Below are 17918 nucleotides of genomic sequence, written 5' to 3' on the forward strand. Positions count from 1 at the left end.
GGTATAAGTATTCAGAATTTTGATTTGGTAAACAAAGGAGATGTGGTTATGAAAATGAATATATTTCACAGAGCACTTTTTACAGGCCTGCTCACGCTGCTTTCTTTCTCGTTGCATGCGCAGGACTCGGATAATATGGAGTTTTGGTTCGTCGCTCCCGACGCGGCAGAAGCACATGAAGACCGACCAACATTTTTAATGATTACCACGGGTGACAAACCGGCTACAGTTACTATCAGCATGCCCGCGAATTCTTCTTTCGAACCAATTGATTCTATAATTCCTGCCTATTCGTATTGGAAATACGATTTCACGACTGAAGAGCAAATGAATCTTATCGAAAACGCTTATACGTCTTCCGGCACCGTCACTAAGAAAGGTATTCAGATAACATCAACTGCTCCGGTATCCGCTTATTACCAGATTGAGGGAACCAAAATATACCAAAGGGAAATATTCACCTTCAAAGGGAAGAAAGCACTGGGAGATGAGTTTTACATGCCCTTTCAGACAGCCTATCCAATTAATAATAAGGACGATTATAATAACCAACCTTATCGCCAGATACAGATTGTCGCAACAGAGAACGACACTAAGGTTACGATTACTCCTACGGGAGATCTGGCAATCGGAACAACTGAATCTATATCTGCGGGAACTCAGGTAACCAGAACACTTCAAAAAGGAGAGACCCTTTTGTGGAGGGGGCACAAGCAGGAAACGATCTTAACGGGTTCACATATTAAAGCGGATAAACCGATTGCAATAACATTATTCGAAGATTGTATCAAAGGAAACACCAGTGCCGATCCCATCGGAGACCAACTTGTTCCCGTAGATAAATTAGGAAAGAATTACATAGTCGTCAAGGGGTATTCAGAGTATAATAGCACCCATGATCCCGCTGTTCAGGATCATGCTCTTATTCTTGCCGTCAAGGATGGGACGGAGGTTACATGGAACGGACAAACAGAAACCCTTAATGCCGGAGAATCTTGGTCTATACCTTTGGGTGATAAAGATCATCAACCACAAGCCTATTACATAAGCGCGACAGAACCGGTGTATTGTATGCATCAATCAGCTGCCGGCACAGAAATAGGCGGAGCTTTAATGCCCAGTTTATACTCCATATCGGGACGGCGAATCACCTTTATTAAGGGAAAAATTGAGGAGGTAAATGCGATGTTCCTGGTTTTTCGTAAATCCGCTAATAGTGGCTTTACCATGGATGGCGCATCAATTCCATCCTTCAATCCCGTTGATATTGGATTTGATGATTGGCAATACGCGAAAGTAAACCTTGTGACTGACCCCACAAAAGAGCAAGTTTGTACTATTGAGAACTCAAAAGGCGCTTTTGCTTTGGGTTACTTTAACGGAACAAAGAGTGGATCATCTTTATACGGATATCTGTCTGCTTTCGGCACTTTTTCTTTCGGCGGCGATACCATCTATCATTGCGGAGACAGCTATCAGTTCGATGCGCCGTACGCACTTGAGTATAAATGGACAGTTCCCGAAGGAGTCGTTAATCCCGGAAATATTTCAACATTCGAAACGACGAAAAGCGGGCCCTATACGTTGGAGGTGAATCAGGATCCTTATGAGATCACCGATGAAACCTATCTTAAATTACAAAACTTCAACCATATTCTTGGCGCACCTGAACAGTTGCTCCAGGAAAAGCCGTACAACTTCTCCATCGAACTGAATCCCCAGAACGACAAGGATAATTACTATCCTGCGGCGTATGAATGGAAATTCTTCGATAGCGAGGATACCGGGGGGACACCGGTTGTAACCTCTACCGAACGTGTGGTGAATGTAGCCTATTCATCATCCGGAAGGAAGACGATTGAATTGACAGTCTGGAACCAGGATGCCAATTGCGATACGGTGATAACCCGGACTATTACGGTGCTTGATAAATCGGAAGGGGTGGTATTGTACTGGAGACCCGACACGAAAGACCACGACTGGAACAATGTGGACAACTGGGCAAAAGACCCGGAGGGAAATCATCCGATCGCTGTAGTACCGGCAGATTATACAAAGGTATATCTTCCCGGGAAAGCGGCGAACTATCCCTCCCTGACAGAAGAAAATACCGACTGGTCCCATTACGGACAGCCCGAAGCGGACGAGATCGTTTTCAGGTACGGCAGCGAATTGCACTATCAGCATAAGCTGAAATACAATAAAGCATACATTAATTACAACTGGGGGTATTACGGGGATAGTCCGGCAAGCGGACAACAACCTGGTCTGTCCTGGGAAAACGGGGTGATACTAAAGCGTAACATTTGGCACGCTCTTGCAGCGCCTTTGAAAAGGATGGCTTCAGGTGATTTCTCCTTGGGAGGATATCCGTTTTCATGGCAAAATATGTTTGAAGTAAACGTGGCAGGAGGAATCGTGCCGGAAGGTGGATTCCCCCACGGGCTTGCAACAAACGATATACCGCTTGAAGAAAACAATAACGCCATCGCGGTAAAAATGGCAGGTTACGAAAGTGGAAAAGTCGGTTATAAAGACCAAACCAACCTGGAAGGGCTTAAGGGTGTGATTGAAATTCCCTATTTTGGGAGCGATTCGCTGAAAGCGCATTACACCGCGCATAGCTATGATGTCCTTGCAAAGAAGAGTTATTTCTACTATTTCGACACCAAGACACTGAAAGTGCTCAACTCCCCGCTGGGATCAATGAACAGGGCAGGAGAGGCATACCGGTTCGTATATGAGACGGAGCAGAATGAACTTCCCGCAGGCGGAACTTATGAAATGCCGCTGAACACCGGAGATATGGGGGCTACCCTTGAAGTAATGGTCGGTAACCCGTTCCTCGCGCCCATCGACGCCCAGTCTTTTGCCGACGCGAATACGAGTGCAATAGTTTTCGATCAGGGTTTCAAACTTTTGTCTGAAGACGGATTGACATGGGAACAAAAATCTTTTGAAAGTGACACGATCCCTGCGTGGAAGGCGTTTATTGTTACGTTGAGCGGATCGGGGGTTTCCAGCCTGTCGTTCCCGTTGGAAGCCACGGTTTTCAGGGCTGCACAAGTATCCAATCACACTCGTTCATCTAATAATACAAATTTGGCAAATGACGCCCTCTCCCTGCATATATTGAAAGCAGGGGTTGAATCGGGCAATTGTGCCATACTACAGAATAACCGTAATACGGACAATACCGAAATAAGGAAAATGATCCTGCCGGAGGGACACCAAGCGCCAGAAATATTTTTTATCTCCTCCGGCGGGGATCTTTCCTATTTGGTCCGAAATCTTGAACAGGACGAAAAAGAGGTTGCCATAGGGGTGAAAACGTCTGATACGCACTCCCGTCTCACCCTTGAGTTCCGGAATGTCGCAGCGTTTACTGCTGCCACCGGCGCAAAAGCAACCCTGGTGGACAAACACCTGAATGTAAGGCAGGACCTTGTACATAGCCCGGTCTATCGCTTTACACAACAAGCATCGGGTTTGGACAAACAATATGTCGATAAGAATCGCTTCGTGCTGCAATTGGGCGGCGAAACCGGAACAATCGGACAGGAAGATCCGGAAGAGGGGATCAATATAATGTACGGTTCGGGGATATTGAAAGTCACATCGGACGAAAACATCGATGCCGTCTCGGTGTATGACATATACGGACGAATAGTATTCTCGACCCGTTCGGTCGGCCTCACCCAATATATCCATCCGGTGGCGTTACAGGGAAAGCTATTCTTAGTCCGGGTAAAGACAACCTCAGGAAAAGTGAAAGTAAAAAAGATAATGGGTTATTGATCACTCTGACTTTAAAAGGAGGGTGAGGGTATGAGAGAAATTTGGTATGGTTAATAAAAAAGATGTGGTTATGAAGTTTGAAAATACTAAGAGCATAGGTTACGGAGACAGATGGAAGCATGTCTTTTCCAGAATGTTTCTTATGGTTTTCCTTGCTGTGTTTTCTTTCTCACTCTATGCGCAGGACTCTGATAATACTGAGTTTTGGTTCGTTGCCCCCGATGCGTCTAAATCACATGCCGACCGGCCAACATTTTTGATGATTACCACGGGCGACAAACCCGCTACGGTTACAATCAGTATGCCGAAAAATAAGTATTTCAAATCCAGAACAGATACGATAATGTCTATGGATGCAAAGTCTCATTGGAAATTTGAATTTAAAGATGTACAGGTAGATAGTGTTGAGAATACCTATACAAGTTCCGGGAAGGTGACAGACAAAGGAATTCTTATCACATCCACAGCGCCGATCTCCGCTTACTATCAGATTGACGGGGGAAATCAAAAGGAAATATTCACATTGAAAGGGAAGAAAGCGCTGGGAGAAGACTTTTATATGCCTTTTCAACAAGCTTACGTCAATAGTGGTGCTTCTTACAAAGAGGATGCTTTTCGTCAAATACAGATTGTCGCATCCGAGGATGAGACTGAAGTAACAGTGGTACCTGCCAATGGCAATCTGATAGATCTCAGCGACAACAGTATCGTGAATAGTGGGTCCTCGAAAACTAAAAAACTTAATAAAGGGCAGACTTTGTTGTGGCGGGGAGAAAAATTTGATACCCAACTGACAGGGAGCAGGGTTACTTCTACCAAGCCTATTGCGGTTACGCTTTTTGAAGATTGTAATTCAGTTGTGGGTCAATCGAGCATTGATCCTATCGGCGACCAAATGGTTCCGGTGAACAAGCTCGGACAAAATTACATCGTTGTGAAAGGATTCTCTTACGGGGGAAATGTTACCGATCATGTCGGTGTATTGGCTGTAGAAGACAATACCGTTATAAAAGTTGGCGATTTTGAGGAACAAACTCTTCAAAAAGGAAAATATTATTCTTGGAATTTAGGCGTGGGAGCTACAAATCCACAGGCATACTCCGTGACATCGAATCGTCCGGTATATTGTATGCACCAGTCAGCTGCCGGATCCGAAGTTGGCGGCTCTTTGCTGCCCAGTTTGTATTCCATATCGGCACGTCGTATCACTTTCTTTAAGGGAGACATGAATATCAACTCAATGTTTTTGGTATTTCGCGAATCGGCCAAAGATGGATTTGTAATGGATGGTGATTCCCTCAAAGTTACAGTTGGCGAGGTCGGCTTCGAAGATTGGCGATATGCCAAGGTAGACATCAAGGCAAGCGGAGGCAACAGGGTGTGTACCATAGAAAACGACAAAGGAGCTTTTTCGTTAGGATATTTTCTCGGAGCAGCCACTACATCTTCATTATATGGTTATTTTTCGGCTTTCGGGACATTCTCTTTCGAGAGTGACGTCATAGCACATTGTGGCGATAGTTATACATTTTCTGCGCCCTATGCGAAATCATATAAATGGCTGTATAACGGAGAAGAAATTTCTAATGAAGCTACGTTTGTAGCGACAAAAAGCGGAGAATACACATTAACTGTTGACCAAGACCAATATAAGATAACAGACAAAACGTATCTGAAACTGCAAAACTTCAGCCATATTCTTAGCGCACCTGAGCAGTTACTTGAAAACAAAGCATATAACTTCACGATCAAACTGAACCCGGATGACGACCCGGATAATTATTTCAGCACCACTTATCTGTGGAATTTCGGAGAAGGGGCATCAGTCCCTACCTCAACAGAAGCCGGGGTGGAAGTTTTTTATTCATCATCCGGAACGAAAAATATTTCATTAACAATCTGGAACCATGATGCCAATTGCGATACCACCATTACCCGGACAATAGAGGTCCTTGATAAATCGGAAGGAATAGTATTGTATTGGAGGACCGATACAAAAGACCGCGACTGGAATAATGTAAAGAACTGGGCGAAAGACCCGGAAGGACAGAACCCCATTGAAGTAATACCTGCGGACTATACGAAGGTGTACCTTCCGGGAAAAGCGGCCAACTATCCTTCGCTGACGCAAGAAAATACAGACTGGACCCATTACGGACAGCCCGAAGCGGACGAGATCGTTTTCAGGTACGGCAGCGAACTGCACTACCAGCATGAACTGAAATACAACAAGGCATACATCAATTACAACTGGGGGTATTACGGGGATAGTCCGGCAAGCGGACAACAACCTCCCCTTTCTTTGGAAAACGCAGAAATATTGCAGCGCGATGCATGGCATATACTTGCCGCACCTTTGAAAAGCATGGCCTCAGGGGATTTCTCCTTAGCGGGACGTCCCTTCTCCTGGCAAACACAGTTTACGGTAACGACTCCCGGAAGTGTGGCGGAGGGGGATCTCTCTGAAGCGTTCCCCACGAACGACGTGGCGCTCGCAACCACAAACAACGCCATCGCGGTAAAAATGGCAGGATACGAAAGTGGAAAAGTCGGTCATAAAGACCAAACCAACCTGGAAGGACTTAAGGGGGTGATCGAAATTCCCTATTTCGAAAACGAGTCCCTGAAAGCGCATTATACCGCGCACAACTATGATGCCCTCGCAAAGAAGAGTTATTTCTACTATTTCGACACCAGGACGTTGAAACTTCTCAATTCCCCGCTGGGATCGATGAGCCGCAGCGACGAGGCGTACCGATTCGTATATGAGACAGAGCTGAACGAACCGCCCTCCAACGCAGTGTATGAAATGCCGCTGAATACGGAAGGCATGGGGGACAGCAACGAAGTGATGGTCGGCAACCCATTCCTTGCTCCTATCGACGCAAAGGCATTCGCCGAAGAGAATACGGAAAACATAGATGATTCGCAGGGATATAAACTCTTGTCGGAAGATGAAAAGATATGGGAACAGCACTATTTTACAGAGGGCAGTATAATCCCGGCCTGGAAAGCCTTTATCGTGACTGTAAAACCGAATGTCACCACGCTTTCATTCCCGTTTACGGTAACCCTCCCGTCGCAAACGGAGAATGAGGAAAATGGTTTGGATGCGTCTGTAACCGGACTCCGCTCCGGATCGGCAGACGGCGCCCTTTCCGTGCATATACAGAAAGCGGGGATTGAATCGGGTGACTGTGCCATACTACAAAATAATCGCAATACGAACAATACCGAAATTAGGAAAATGATCCTGCCGGAGGGCCACGAAGCGCCAGAAATATTTTTTATGTCCTCCGGTGGGGATCTTTCCTATTTGGTCAGAAATCTCGGACAAGGCGAAAATGAGGTACCCATAGGGGTAAAAACTTCCGATGTACACTCCTGCCTGGCCCTTGAATTCCGGAATATAGCGGCGTTTACCGCTTCCACCGGCGCAAAAGCGATCCTGGTGGACAAACACCTGAATGTAAGGCAGGACCTTGTACACAGCCCGGTCTATCGCTTTACTCAACAAGCATCGGGTTTGGACAAACAATATGTCGATAAGAACCGCTTCGTGCTGCAATTGGGCGGCGAAACCGGAACAATCGGACAGGAAGATCCGGAAGACGGGATCAATATAATGTACCGTTCTGGAATATTGAAGGTCACATCAGACGAAAACATAGATGCCGTATCGGTGTATGACCTGTACGGACGACTGGTATTTTCAGTTCATTCAGTCAATCTTTCCCAATACACCCATCCTATAGCGTTACAGGGAAAGCTATTCCTGGTCCGGGTAAAAACGGCCTCTGGAAAAGAGAAGGTAAAAAAGATAATGGGGAATTGACGATGTGGAATTTGGAACATGGGATATAGTAATTGGTAATTGGTAATTGGTAATTTATCTGATTTGATGATTTAATAATATAAAATATGAGAACTAAACTGATTTTACTGACAGTAAGCGTTTTATTTACCAGTCTCTGTTATCCGGGGAATATACCGGACAGGCAAAAGAAAGAAAGAGGAAGTCCAAAACAGAAAATCCAGGTGGAAGAGTTTCACGACCGGAATACAGGTTGTAAGATACGCTACGAATATTACAAGGGTGCCGACGGGAGAAAAATCAAACACGGCAAATTTACCAGGAAATGGTCGATGGAGAAAACCGACCGGAGTATATGGTCGGGTTCGGAAAATATTACCGCCACATTTGTCAATGATAAAATCAATGGAACCGTAGTGATCAATTGCGAAAAATTCAAGTGGAAAAGAAAAAGCGAATTTATTAAAGGAAAAGGAAGGAAAATCACATGGACTCCCGTGGAAGCGTATGTAGCCCGCAATTTACGGTTAGAGGTCAAGAACGACACATTGGCCGGCTCGTTTAATTTTGCATTGGGAAACTACAAGTACGAAGCCATGGGATCGGTCAACGAAATGGGTGAAATGAAAGGCAAATATACGCTCTACCAGTTGAAAGAATCCGACGACCTCTTAAGGGATCTAAAGAAGGGGGAACAGGATTGGACTATTCTGGAGCAATTTCTGTGCGATCCGGATTATACGTACCAGGATGCAACCCCGACGGTCACGGAGGTGCAATTAGGATATCCCGGGACTTCAAGGGGAGAGCATCTACACATAAAGATACCCCGTTTGCGACTGAGCATGAATCCATTATAAAAAGATACAAGATACAAGAATCAAGAACCAAGATGTTCTAAAAGTTCAATAGAATAATCGTATGAAACGGGTGCACACCAATTGTTCCGGACTCATACACCTTAACGAAAAAAGATAGCATAATCGTATGAAGAAATATACTCCGTTTAATTTTAGTCTGTTATTTTTTATAATCGCGTTTACTTTTATGATCACGATCTCCCCATCGTGTTCGATAAAAAAGAATTACCGGAAGTTAGATATAGAACGGCTGTTCATGCAAACGACGAAACCCGAAATCACCTTTGCCGACCAGGGAGGCATAGAAGGACTGGATGGTTCCCGGTCGGTATCGGAAGAGGTTTCATTCTCGGAATACTCCGGTGACCTTTCCCAAAACGAGGTACTCGTCAATGAGATGGATAAACTGGATACGACCAAGACATACAGATTATCCGGTGTAGTGGTAAAAGCAAAATCGAATTTTGCCACGGAAAGGGACGGCAGGGTGCATGTGGATTTTGACATTATCGCCCCCGTAGACATACTCGACCCATACTGGCGGCTGACACTGGCCCCTTTCCTGATAGACGGGGACAGCATCACGCCGCTGGACACCATATTAGTAACAGGCGAAGGGTTCAGGGACAAGCAGTTGGGCGATTACGAGGCATACCAGGATTTTCTGAGCACTATCGTGGATCCGTCGGCTTATGACTCTTTGTTCGTTGACTGGAAAGGGATGAACAAGGATATCTACAAAATGCAAAGGCGCAACTACAATGATTACAGGCGCAATTATGACCTGATGATGGACTATGCCAACTGGAAGAAAATGAACGAAATGGAATTTCTCCGGATGGAGGCCATTGCAAGACGGCATAAAAAGCACATGCAGTCACGCTATTGGCGCAAGTCGGATAAGAAAGCCTTCAGGCAGTTGGATAAAAATAAAGGGATCGATACGCTGGGTATCTATGGGCAATATATGGACAAATACAAGAAAGACTACACAAGCTACCTTAAAAGGCAATTCTCTTTCGACTGGGTCGATTCGATCCACCCCGACATCAATATCCATGCCCACAAGGACAGCATAATGCGACGGAGCCATATCCCGCGAAAATACAGGGATATCCACCAAAAGGGATTAACCCTGCGGGACCTGAAGGCGAAACCGTTCACGAAAGAAGATTCGGCAAGAATAGCAAAGAGGCATTATCTGATCGATGAGATAGTGCTCAATGATATGAATATCGACCGCAAGGACGAGATATTCAGGGAGGTGGTAGAATTCCCCCTTCCCGGAGAAGAAGCGGTGTTAAGGGTAGATACCGTGATCAGCGCCGAGGTCGATTTCATCTATCCCTACAAGCAGCCGTGGAAGATCGATAAAGGTACTAAAAAGCTGGAAGTGGTCTTGGCCTCGATGGTGGAGGGGGCGGACAAATCGACATTCGTCTTTCCCCTTTCGGATACGCTGACTTACTTCATCGCCTCGTTATCCCAATTGGCGGACGAATCAATGGTCACCGAACGGAAAATGCTCCATAAGAATATGGTGGACAACCAAAGCATTTACCCCAATTACCGGACGGGAAAATCGTACCGCATCAAAGATCTTAAAAACCCGGAGATATTTGACAAAATAGTCGAGGCTTATCAAATTTATAACAATGAAGCAGACCTGGTGGTTGACAGCGTGTCGGTCCGCGCATATACCGATCTCACGGGATCGTGGCATGAGAACTACGAACTGTCGCAAAACAGGGCGCAAGAGGCCGCCGATTATCTAAAACAAAAAGGGGTGAGGACGGCTGTGCCCAAGGCGGCGGGAGAAGACTGGCCTACATTGGCAAAGGAAGTGCAGGCACATAGAAGCCTGCTGTACCGGCAGGCAATACTGGATTACCTTACCAACGCGATATACCCCGACATGACCGAAGAGAACATAAAAACGGATTTTCCCGATGATTATAAGACCATCAAAGAGGAGATATATCCTAAACTGCTGCGTTTTGACGTGACGCTACACATCAACCGGCCCGGCATAGAAGAAAATACGTTGCAGGAAACTTATCGTGAGGATTATGCCGAAGGAATAAAACTGTTGAGGGAAAAAGAGTATATGGACGCTTTAGACAAATTGGCCAAATATGCCGACTATAACACAGCGCTGGCATTGGTCTGCCTGGGTTATAACGATAAAGCCCAGGAAGTGCTGGAGGCTTTGCCCGAAACCGGCAGGAACGAATATTTACTGGCCATTGTCAAGGCAAGGAAAGAGAATAAGAATGAAGCCGCGAAGCATCTTCAAAGGGCATGTGAGCTCAATCCCGAATTATATGCCCGTACCAAGTTGGACTCGGAAGTAAGGGAATTGGCCGATGAACTCAATTTATGGGATACGCTGAATAATTAGGACTGACTAAGAACTAAGAACTAAGAGTTACGGGCTTAGGGCTTAGAATTGGAAGTTGGAGATTAGAGATTAGAGCATAAAATTTAGAAATTGATATACATTATAAAACAACAATTATGGGAACAATCAGGTATTTATTGTTAACGACATGCATATTCATGTCATTCAACGGCTTCGCGCAATATACGCCCGAGGCGGTGACGTCCGAATGGGAAGTAGTTTCCCAGGGAAAATTACAGAAAAAGCCTCGATTCAGGGACCCGATGATTACGGTGAGATTCATATATGAGAATGGAGCCCAGTTCATGAACCTCTCCTTGAAGTACATGTTCACCGATGCCGTGTTTGAGGAAGCCGTCCCCGTGGAATATTTCAAAGATGAGAAACTCGGGGTTGAGACGGAAAGCGGTAAGTATGAATTAAAAGCCGCCCGGTATGCAAAAGCCCGCAGGATGAATACCGTGGCGCAGAAAATTGCGGATATGAGGGTCGTATTCGGAGGAAACCTTTCATTCCTGGCCGATAAACCGGTGAAGAAGTTTGTCGTGCACTATGCGCAGGGTTACCAAAATATCGACCTCAATCCCCAGGAAGCGGCTTTGTTGAGAAAATCATATACCGATTTCTTGTCGCTTCTTCCGGCGCCAGCGCCCACTCCTGCGGCAAAAAAACCGGTATCGGCGCCGCCGCACCGCCAGGTCCGGCAAAGTGATGAAAAGGGCCGTATTGACGAGGCTGATACGCAACAGGCCGTTCCACAGAAAAAAGAGTCTATCGATGAATTACGGTCACGCGCCAAAAAATGGAATAAATAACTTTTAGTTATGAATTATGAGGCAGTTCTCAGTTCTTAGTTCTTAATTCTTAGTTCTTAATTTTATACCACATGTCACATCGCAGATTACCAAATACAGACAACGCCCGTATCAGGGCCTTGAAATCGGCAATTCAAAAAGCGGCCGACACCGATTTTCCGGAACTGTCGTTCTCAACAAGCATCCTTGATGAGGCCAAAAGCGTGTTGACAGAATTCGAACGCTTAACTACCCGTTACCAGCAGTTCTACGACATACAGGTAAATGCGGGGCATTCTTTCGCCAAGACAACCCACAATGCCCGTATCTATGTTTCCCATTTCATACAGGTACTGTATATGTGTGTGATGCGCTCCGAAATAAAAGAAGAACAACTGGATCTATACGGATTGGAAGATGCCCGTTTGGTTGTCCCCGATATAACCTCTCATGAACAGTTGCTGGAATGGGGGGAAAAAATTATCCGGGGAGAGTACCGACGTATCTCACACAGCGGTGTGCCGATCTATAATCCATCCATCGCCAAGGTGAATGTGATGTTCACCCTTTTCAAAGAAGGGTACCAGACGCAGAAACTGCACCAGAAGGCCACCACGTGCGCCTTGCAGGAGGTAGCTGCCTACCGGGAAAAAGTGGATAAGGTCATTCTGGTGATATGGGAAGAGGTGGAAAAGCACAACACCGGCTTGCCACCCGAAAAACAGCTTGCCCGGAATCGCGAATACGGTATCATTTACTATTAAGGAGAAGTAACGGAAAAGAATCAGACTATTTTTTACAATAACTCATTCATCGTTTAAAAATATGGACAAAAAGTAACAAATTCATATTCTTTTCCGGAAGCAAGGGCGCCCCTCACAAGGCGCTCTTCTTTTTTTGACAGGAGTCCAGACCTTGATATTTTTTCATCACCAACCAACTTTCACCTCACACCTCCATATTTTATAGTCCCGAATGCATCAAGAAACCAAAACTTTATGTACCTTTGGGGGATTTTATGCAAAGAAAATAATAACTTATCATTTATGACGAATCCAATTGTAAAGCAGATCGAGCTGTCAGACGGACGCACGATTACGCTGGAGACGGGGAAACTGGCAAAACAGGCCGATGGTTCCGTCACCCTTCGTATGGGTGACACCATGCTGCTGGCCACCGTTTGTGCCGCCAAAGATGCAACCCCCGGAACCGATTTTATGCCGTTACAGGTTGAATACAGAGAAAAATTTGCCTCATCCGGACGTTTTCCGGGTGGTTTTATGAAACGAGAAGGAAAACCTTCCGATTCTGAGGTGCTGACCAGCCGGTTGATCGACCGCGCACTGCGTCCCCTCTTTCCCGATGACTACCATGCCGATGTTTTTGTAAACGTCATCCTCTACTCCTCCAACGGTGAAGATATGCCCGACGCATTGGCCGGACTGGCCGCTTCTGCCGCACTGGCCGTTTCGGACATACCTTTCAACGGACCAATATCTGAAGTACGTGTGGCACGTATTGACGGACAGTTCATTATCAACCCCACATTTAAGCAGTTACAACAAGCCGACATCGATATCATGGTGGGTGCTACCATCGACAATATCATGATGGTGGAAGGTGAGATGAATGAAGTGTCTGAAGCGGAAATGCTCGATGCCATCAAATTTGCTCACGAAGAGATCAAAAAGCATTGCCGCGCACAGATGGAACTAACCGAAATGGCAGGAAAAACGGTAAAACGCACCTACTGCCACGAAGAGAACGACGAAGAACTCCGCAAACAAGTATGGGACAAATGCTACCAAAAAGCTTATGCAGTAGCGTCTTCTCAGAATCCTAACAAACATGAGCGGATAGAAGCTTTCGAATCAATCCTGGAAGAATTCCTGGAATCGATCCCCGAAGAAGAAAGAGACGAGAAAAAACCATTGGTAGCCCGCTACTATCACGCTGTAGAGAAAGAGGCAATGCGCCGCTGCATCCTCGATGAAGGAAAACGTCTCGACGGTCGTAACTCTACCGAAATTCGTCCGATCTGGAGCGAAGTAGATTTTGTTCCCGGACCTCATGGTTCAGCGCTCTTCACCCGCGGTGAAACACAGTCGTTGACAACCGTCACACTGGGCACCAAACTAGATGAAAAGATTGTAGACGATGTACTGGTGCACGGCACCGACCGCTTCCTGTTGCACTATAATTTCCCGCCTTTTTCTACCGGAGAAGCCCGTCCGCAACGTGCTACCGGCCGTCGCGAGATAGGACACGGCAACTTGGCGCACCGTGCCCTCAAACGGATGATCCCACAAGGCTATCCTTATGTGGTGCGTGTGGTGTCGGATATCCTGGAGTCGAACGGCTCATCATCTATGGCTACCGTCTGTGCAGGTACATTGGCACTGATGGATGCCGGAGTGAACCTCAAAAAACCGGTGAGCGGCATCGCCATGGGATTGATCTCGGAAAACAAAGGACAGAATTTTGCCGTCCTTTCCGACATCTTAGGCGACGAAGATCACTTAGGAGATATGGACTTTAAAGTGTGCGGCACCAAAGACGGTATCACCGCCACACAAATGGACATCAAAGTGGACGGACTCTCCTATGAGATCCTCGAAAAAGCTCTGGCACAGGCCAAAGCCGGTCGTGAACACATCATGGGAAAAATGATGGAGACCCTCTCGGAACCCCGTGCCGACCTGAAACCGCATGCTCCGCGGATCGAAGTGATCGAGATACCGAAAGACTTTATCGGCGCTGTCATCGGCCCGGGTGGAAAAATCATCCAGGGAATGCAGGAAGAAACGGGTACCGTCATCACTATCGAAGAGATCGACAACAAAGGACGCGTGGAAATATCTGCCAACAACAAGGCTTCCATCGATGCCGCCATGGCGAAGATCAAAGGTATTGTAGCTATCCCCGAAATCGGAGAGGTATATGAAGCCACTGTTCGTTCCGTAATGCCTTATGGTCTTTTCTGCGAGTTCCTTCCGGGAAAAGACGGACTCCTGCATATCTCCGAAATCGAATGGAGACGGTTGGAGAGAACGGAAGACGCAGGTATCAAGGAAGGTGATAAGATACAGGTGAAACTGATGGATATCGACCCGAGAACCGGTAAATTCAAACTGTCACGTAAAGTATTGCTTCCACGCCCCGAAAGGCCTGAACGCCCTGAAAGAAGCGGCAGCCAGGGTATAGAGTATTAAACAGACAACATATTTATAGTAAAAGCGAGCCTTTTCCGGGTTCGCTTTTTTTTGTGTTTTTCTCAAACATAAATCCTGTTTATTGTTTGTTTATCTTAACTTTATCTTTTATTTTTGTACAAAATAGATAATTTAAAAACAATGAAAAAGAAGATCTACATCTCCGGGAAAAGAAGAAACACAGTCAGGGATCCTGAAGCTGATTATAAGGTTTCTTCCGAAACTAAATTCAGTACAAAGAAAAGAAAAGACAAACAACAAAAACTTTTCGATAAAACATTGACGCCGGAAAACTTCCCAAACAATTGTGTCACACTGGATACTTTTTTTAGTGACTTAGAAGATTATATCCACCGGAGTTTTACCTTATTCTGAGTGGAAAACAGTAAAACAAATCAATCCGAAAGGCAAACGACTATTATCGAAAAATAAACACTGGAATATTGTATTCCATATCTCAGGAAATTATGTAATAGTAGATAGGATTTTAGCATCCTCTATGATAAAATGAATTCGGAAACATCCTAACGCAGAACCCCAATATAAAGATTGTTTCGGTCAAAATGAGGTATATTTAGAATCATTCTAATTTTGAAAATTTAAAACTTTATGGGCTTATTTTTTGTACATTTGCAACTTGAATCTTTGATTTTTGAATAAAAACACACTATTAGGAGGTTTTTTGTATAATTCACAATCTGCAAAAACCTACTGAAAAATATGTACAAACAACTATTACTGGGAGCCGAAGCCATTGCGCAGGCAGCGCTGGATGCCGGAATATCCGGGGTATATGCTTATCCGGGCACTCCTTCTACGGAAATTACGGAGTTTATACAACAGTCGGTACAGACCAACGGGATACAGGTACGGTCGGCATGGGCGACGAACGAGAAAACAGCTTTCGAAGCCGCACTGGGAATGTCATACGCAGGAAAACGAAGTCTGACCTGCATGAAGCATGTAGGGTTGAATGTGGCTGCCGACGCATTCATGAATGCGGCCGTTACCGGTATACACGGGGGACTGGTAGTAGCAGTAGCGGATGACCCTTCGATGCACTCGTCGCAAAACGAACAGGATAGCCGTGTATACGGTAAATTCGCCATGATCCCTATACTGGAACCTGCCAACCAGCAGGAAGCCTATGATATGGTACGCTACGGATTCGACCTGTCGGAAAAAACGGAATTACCCGTGATGCTGCGTATCCCTACGCGACTCTCCCACTCACGTGCAGCAATCATGCGCGGAGAAGCGCGGAAACAAAACGGGCTACATCCTTCCGGAGATAAGGGGAAATGGATACTCCTGCCTGCAAACGCCCGGAAAAACTACCAACGCCTGCTCGAAAAACAACAGGAACTGGCAGTTTCCTCGGAATTATCGGATTTTAACCGGATAACGGAAGGGGAAGGTTCCATAGCCGTCATCGCTTTCGGCATTGCTTATAATTACGCGATGGAAGTGATCAAATCGTATAACCTCCATATTCCGGTACTTAAAATATCGCAATACCCTCTACCTGAAAAGAAAATAAAAAAATTTTCAGAGAGATATTCCTCCGTGCTTATTGCCGAAGAAGGGTACCCCATTTACGAAGAATTATTGAAAGGATATTTCGGAAACGGAAAATTCCGTGGACGGCTGGATGGTGCGCTGCCCCGTACGGGAGAACTCTCTCCCAACCTGTTGGCTCAAGCGCTGAAAGTGGATACGGGAGAAATAAGAACTGTGCCCGGAATTGTAACGGGACGGCCGCCCATGCTATGCAAAGGTTGTAGCCACAGAGACCTGTTCGACGCCATCAACCGTGTAATGGAAAATTATCCGGAGCATCATGTCTTCGGGGATATCGGGTGTTACACGCTGGGGGCCTTACCACCCTACAGTGCCATCAGCACCTGCGTGGATATGGGTGCGGCCATTACCATGGCAAAAGGCGCTGCCGACGCAGGAATACGACCGGCCTTGTGTGTAATCGGGGATTCTACCTTTACCCATTCGGGAATGACAGGGTTGCTCGATGCGGTGAACGACCGGTCGCCCATGACCGTCATCATATCGGACAACGGCACTACGGCAATGACAGGAGGGCAGGACTCGGCGGGAACAGGCCGTTTCTATGATATATGTAGAGGAATCGGTGTGGAGGAGGAACACATCCGGTTGGTAGTACCGTTGAAAAAAAACCTCGAAAACAACGTAACAATACTAAAAGAAGAACTCGACTATGAAGGTGTTTCCGTGATCATCGCCCAACGGGAATGTGTACAGACAGCGAAAAAAGGTGGAAAAGTGGGAAAGTGATAAAATGGGAAGGTAGGATAACTTGTCCCGATTCTTCGGGAAGTAGTGAATAATTAAAAAAGAAGTGGAGAAGTCAAGAAGTTTGAAAATCTTGAATCTTGAATTTTGAATTTCCATAGTCTTGGTTTTTGAATCTTGTATCTAAAAAATATATGCATAAGAATATCATTATTGCAGGTGTCGGAGGCCAGGGGATACTTACCATTGCGTCGATCATCGACCTGGCGGCCATGAACCTGGGACTGAACGTAAAACAAGCTGAGGTACACGGTATGAGCCAGCGCGGCGGTGCGGTGGAATCGCACCTGCGTATCTCATCGGAAGAGATCTTTTCGGATCTGATACCGCTCGGCAAAGCAGACCTGATCCTGTCGATCGAACCCATGGAGGCGCTCCGTTATCTCCCTTTCCTGTCGCCCGCGGGTGTTATCGTCACTGCAACCGAACCTTATAAGAATATTCCGGGCTATCCGGATGAGGAGACATTGCTAGAGACTATCAGGAAATCGGCCGCACACCTGCCGGTAGAAGCAGAGTCACTGGCCAGAAAGGCAGGAAGCCCGAAGACTTTCAATGTGGTTATGCTGGGAGCCGCTTCGCCTTATCTGGGGATAGGAGAAAAAGAACTGGAAAAAGCAATCGGATTGTTTTTTGAGAGAAAAGGAGAAGAAATAATCGATATGAATATAAAAGCATTCAGGCTTGGAAAAGAATATGCGTCGGAATAAG

General features: G+C 45.9%; 10 protein-coding genes. All 10 read left to right on the top strand.

The features are described 5' to 3' along the window. The first annotated feature begins 48 nt into the window (after positions 1-48). The 10 genes from F597_RS0100695 (at position 49) to F597_RS0100740 (ending at position 17917) form a co-directional block, all read left to right on the top strand. Positions 49-3798 carry a T9SS sorting signal type C domain-containing protein gene (locus tag F597_RS0100695; protein WP_019537782.1) on the top strand — a complete coding sequence of 1250 codons (3750 nt, stop codon included), beginning with the start codon at positions 49-51 and terminating at the stop codon, positions 3796-3798. A gap of 70 nt (positions 3799-3868) precedes the next feature. Further along, positions 3869-7633 carry a T9SS sorting signal type C domain-containing protein gene (locus tag F597_RS0100700; RefSeq protein WP_026326969.1) on the top strand — a complete coding sequence of 1255 codons (3765 nt, stop codon included), beginning with the start codon at positions 3869-3871 and terminating at the stop codon, positions 7631-7633. Between the two features lie 86 nt (positions 7634-7719). Further along, positions 7720-8472: a hypothetical protein gene (locus F597_RS0100705; protein ID WP_019537784.1), complete on the top strand. Its 753-nt coding sequence runs from the start codon at positions 7720-7722 to the stop codon at positions 8470-8472. A gap of 127 nt (positions 8473-8599) precedes the next feature. Next, positions 8600-10873: an OmpA family protein gene (locus F597_RS0100710; RefSeq protein ID WP_019537785.1), complete on the top strand. Its 2274-nt coding sequence runs from the start codon at positions 8600-8602 to the stop codon at positions 10871-10873. Positions 10874-10989: 116 nt separating this feature from the next. Then, positions 10990-11688, top strand: coding sequence for a hypothetical protein (locus F597_RS0100715; RefSeq protein ID WP_157278857.1), 699 nt, complete (start codon positions 10990-10992; stop codon positions 11686-11688). Positions 11689-11759: 71 nt separating this feature from the next. Next, positions 11760-12431, top strand: coding sequence for a hypothetical protein (locus F597_RS0100720; RefSeq protein ID WP_026326970.1), 672 nt, complete (start codon positions 11760-11762; stop codon positions 12429-12431). 282 nt (positions 12432-12713) lie between these two features. Continuing rightward, positions 12714-14879, top strand: a complete 2166-nt coding sequence (gene pnp, locus F597_RS0100725; RefSeq protein ID WP_019537788.1) for a polyribonucleotide nucleotidyltransferase — start codon at positions 12714-12716, stop codon at positions 14877-14879. A gap of 141 nt (positions 14880-15020) precedes the next feature. Beyond that, positions 15021-15254, top strand: coding sequence for a hypothetical protein (locus F597_RS0100730; protein WP_019537789.1), 234 nt, complete (start codon positions 15021-15023; stop codon positions 15252-15254). A 345-nt stretch (positions 15255-15599) separates the two neighbouring features. Next, positions 15600-17189: a thiamine pyrophosphate-dependent enzyme gene (locus F597_RS0100735; protein ID WP_019537790.1), complete on the top strand. Its 1590-nt coding sequence runs from the start codon at positions 15600-15602 to the stop codon at positions 17187-17189. Positions 17190-17341: 152 nt separating this feature from the next. After that, positions 17342-17917 carry an indolepyruvate oxidoreductase subunit beta gene (locus tag F597_RS0100740; protein WP_019537791.1) on the top strand — a complete coding sequence of 192 codons (576 nt, stop codon included), beginning with the start codon at positions 17342-17344 and terminating at the stop codon, positions 17915-17917. Position 17918 lies beyond the last annotated feature (1 nt).

This window comes from Proteiniphilum acetatigenes DSM 18083 (genome assembly GCF_000380985.1).
In the GTDB taxonomy this organism is placed as follows: Bacteria; Bacteroidota; Bacteroidia; order Bacteroidales; family Dysgonomonadaceae; genus Proteiniphilum; species Proteiniphilum acetatigenes.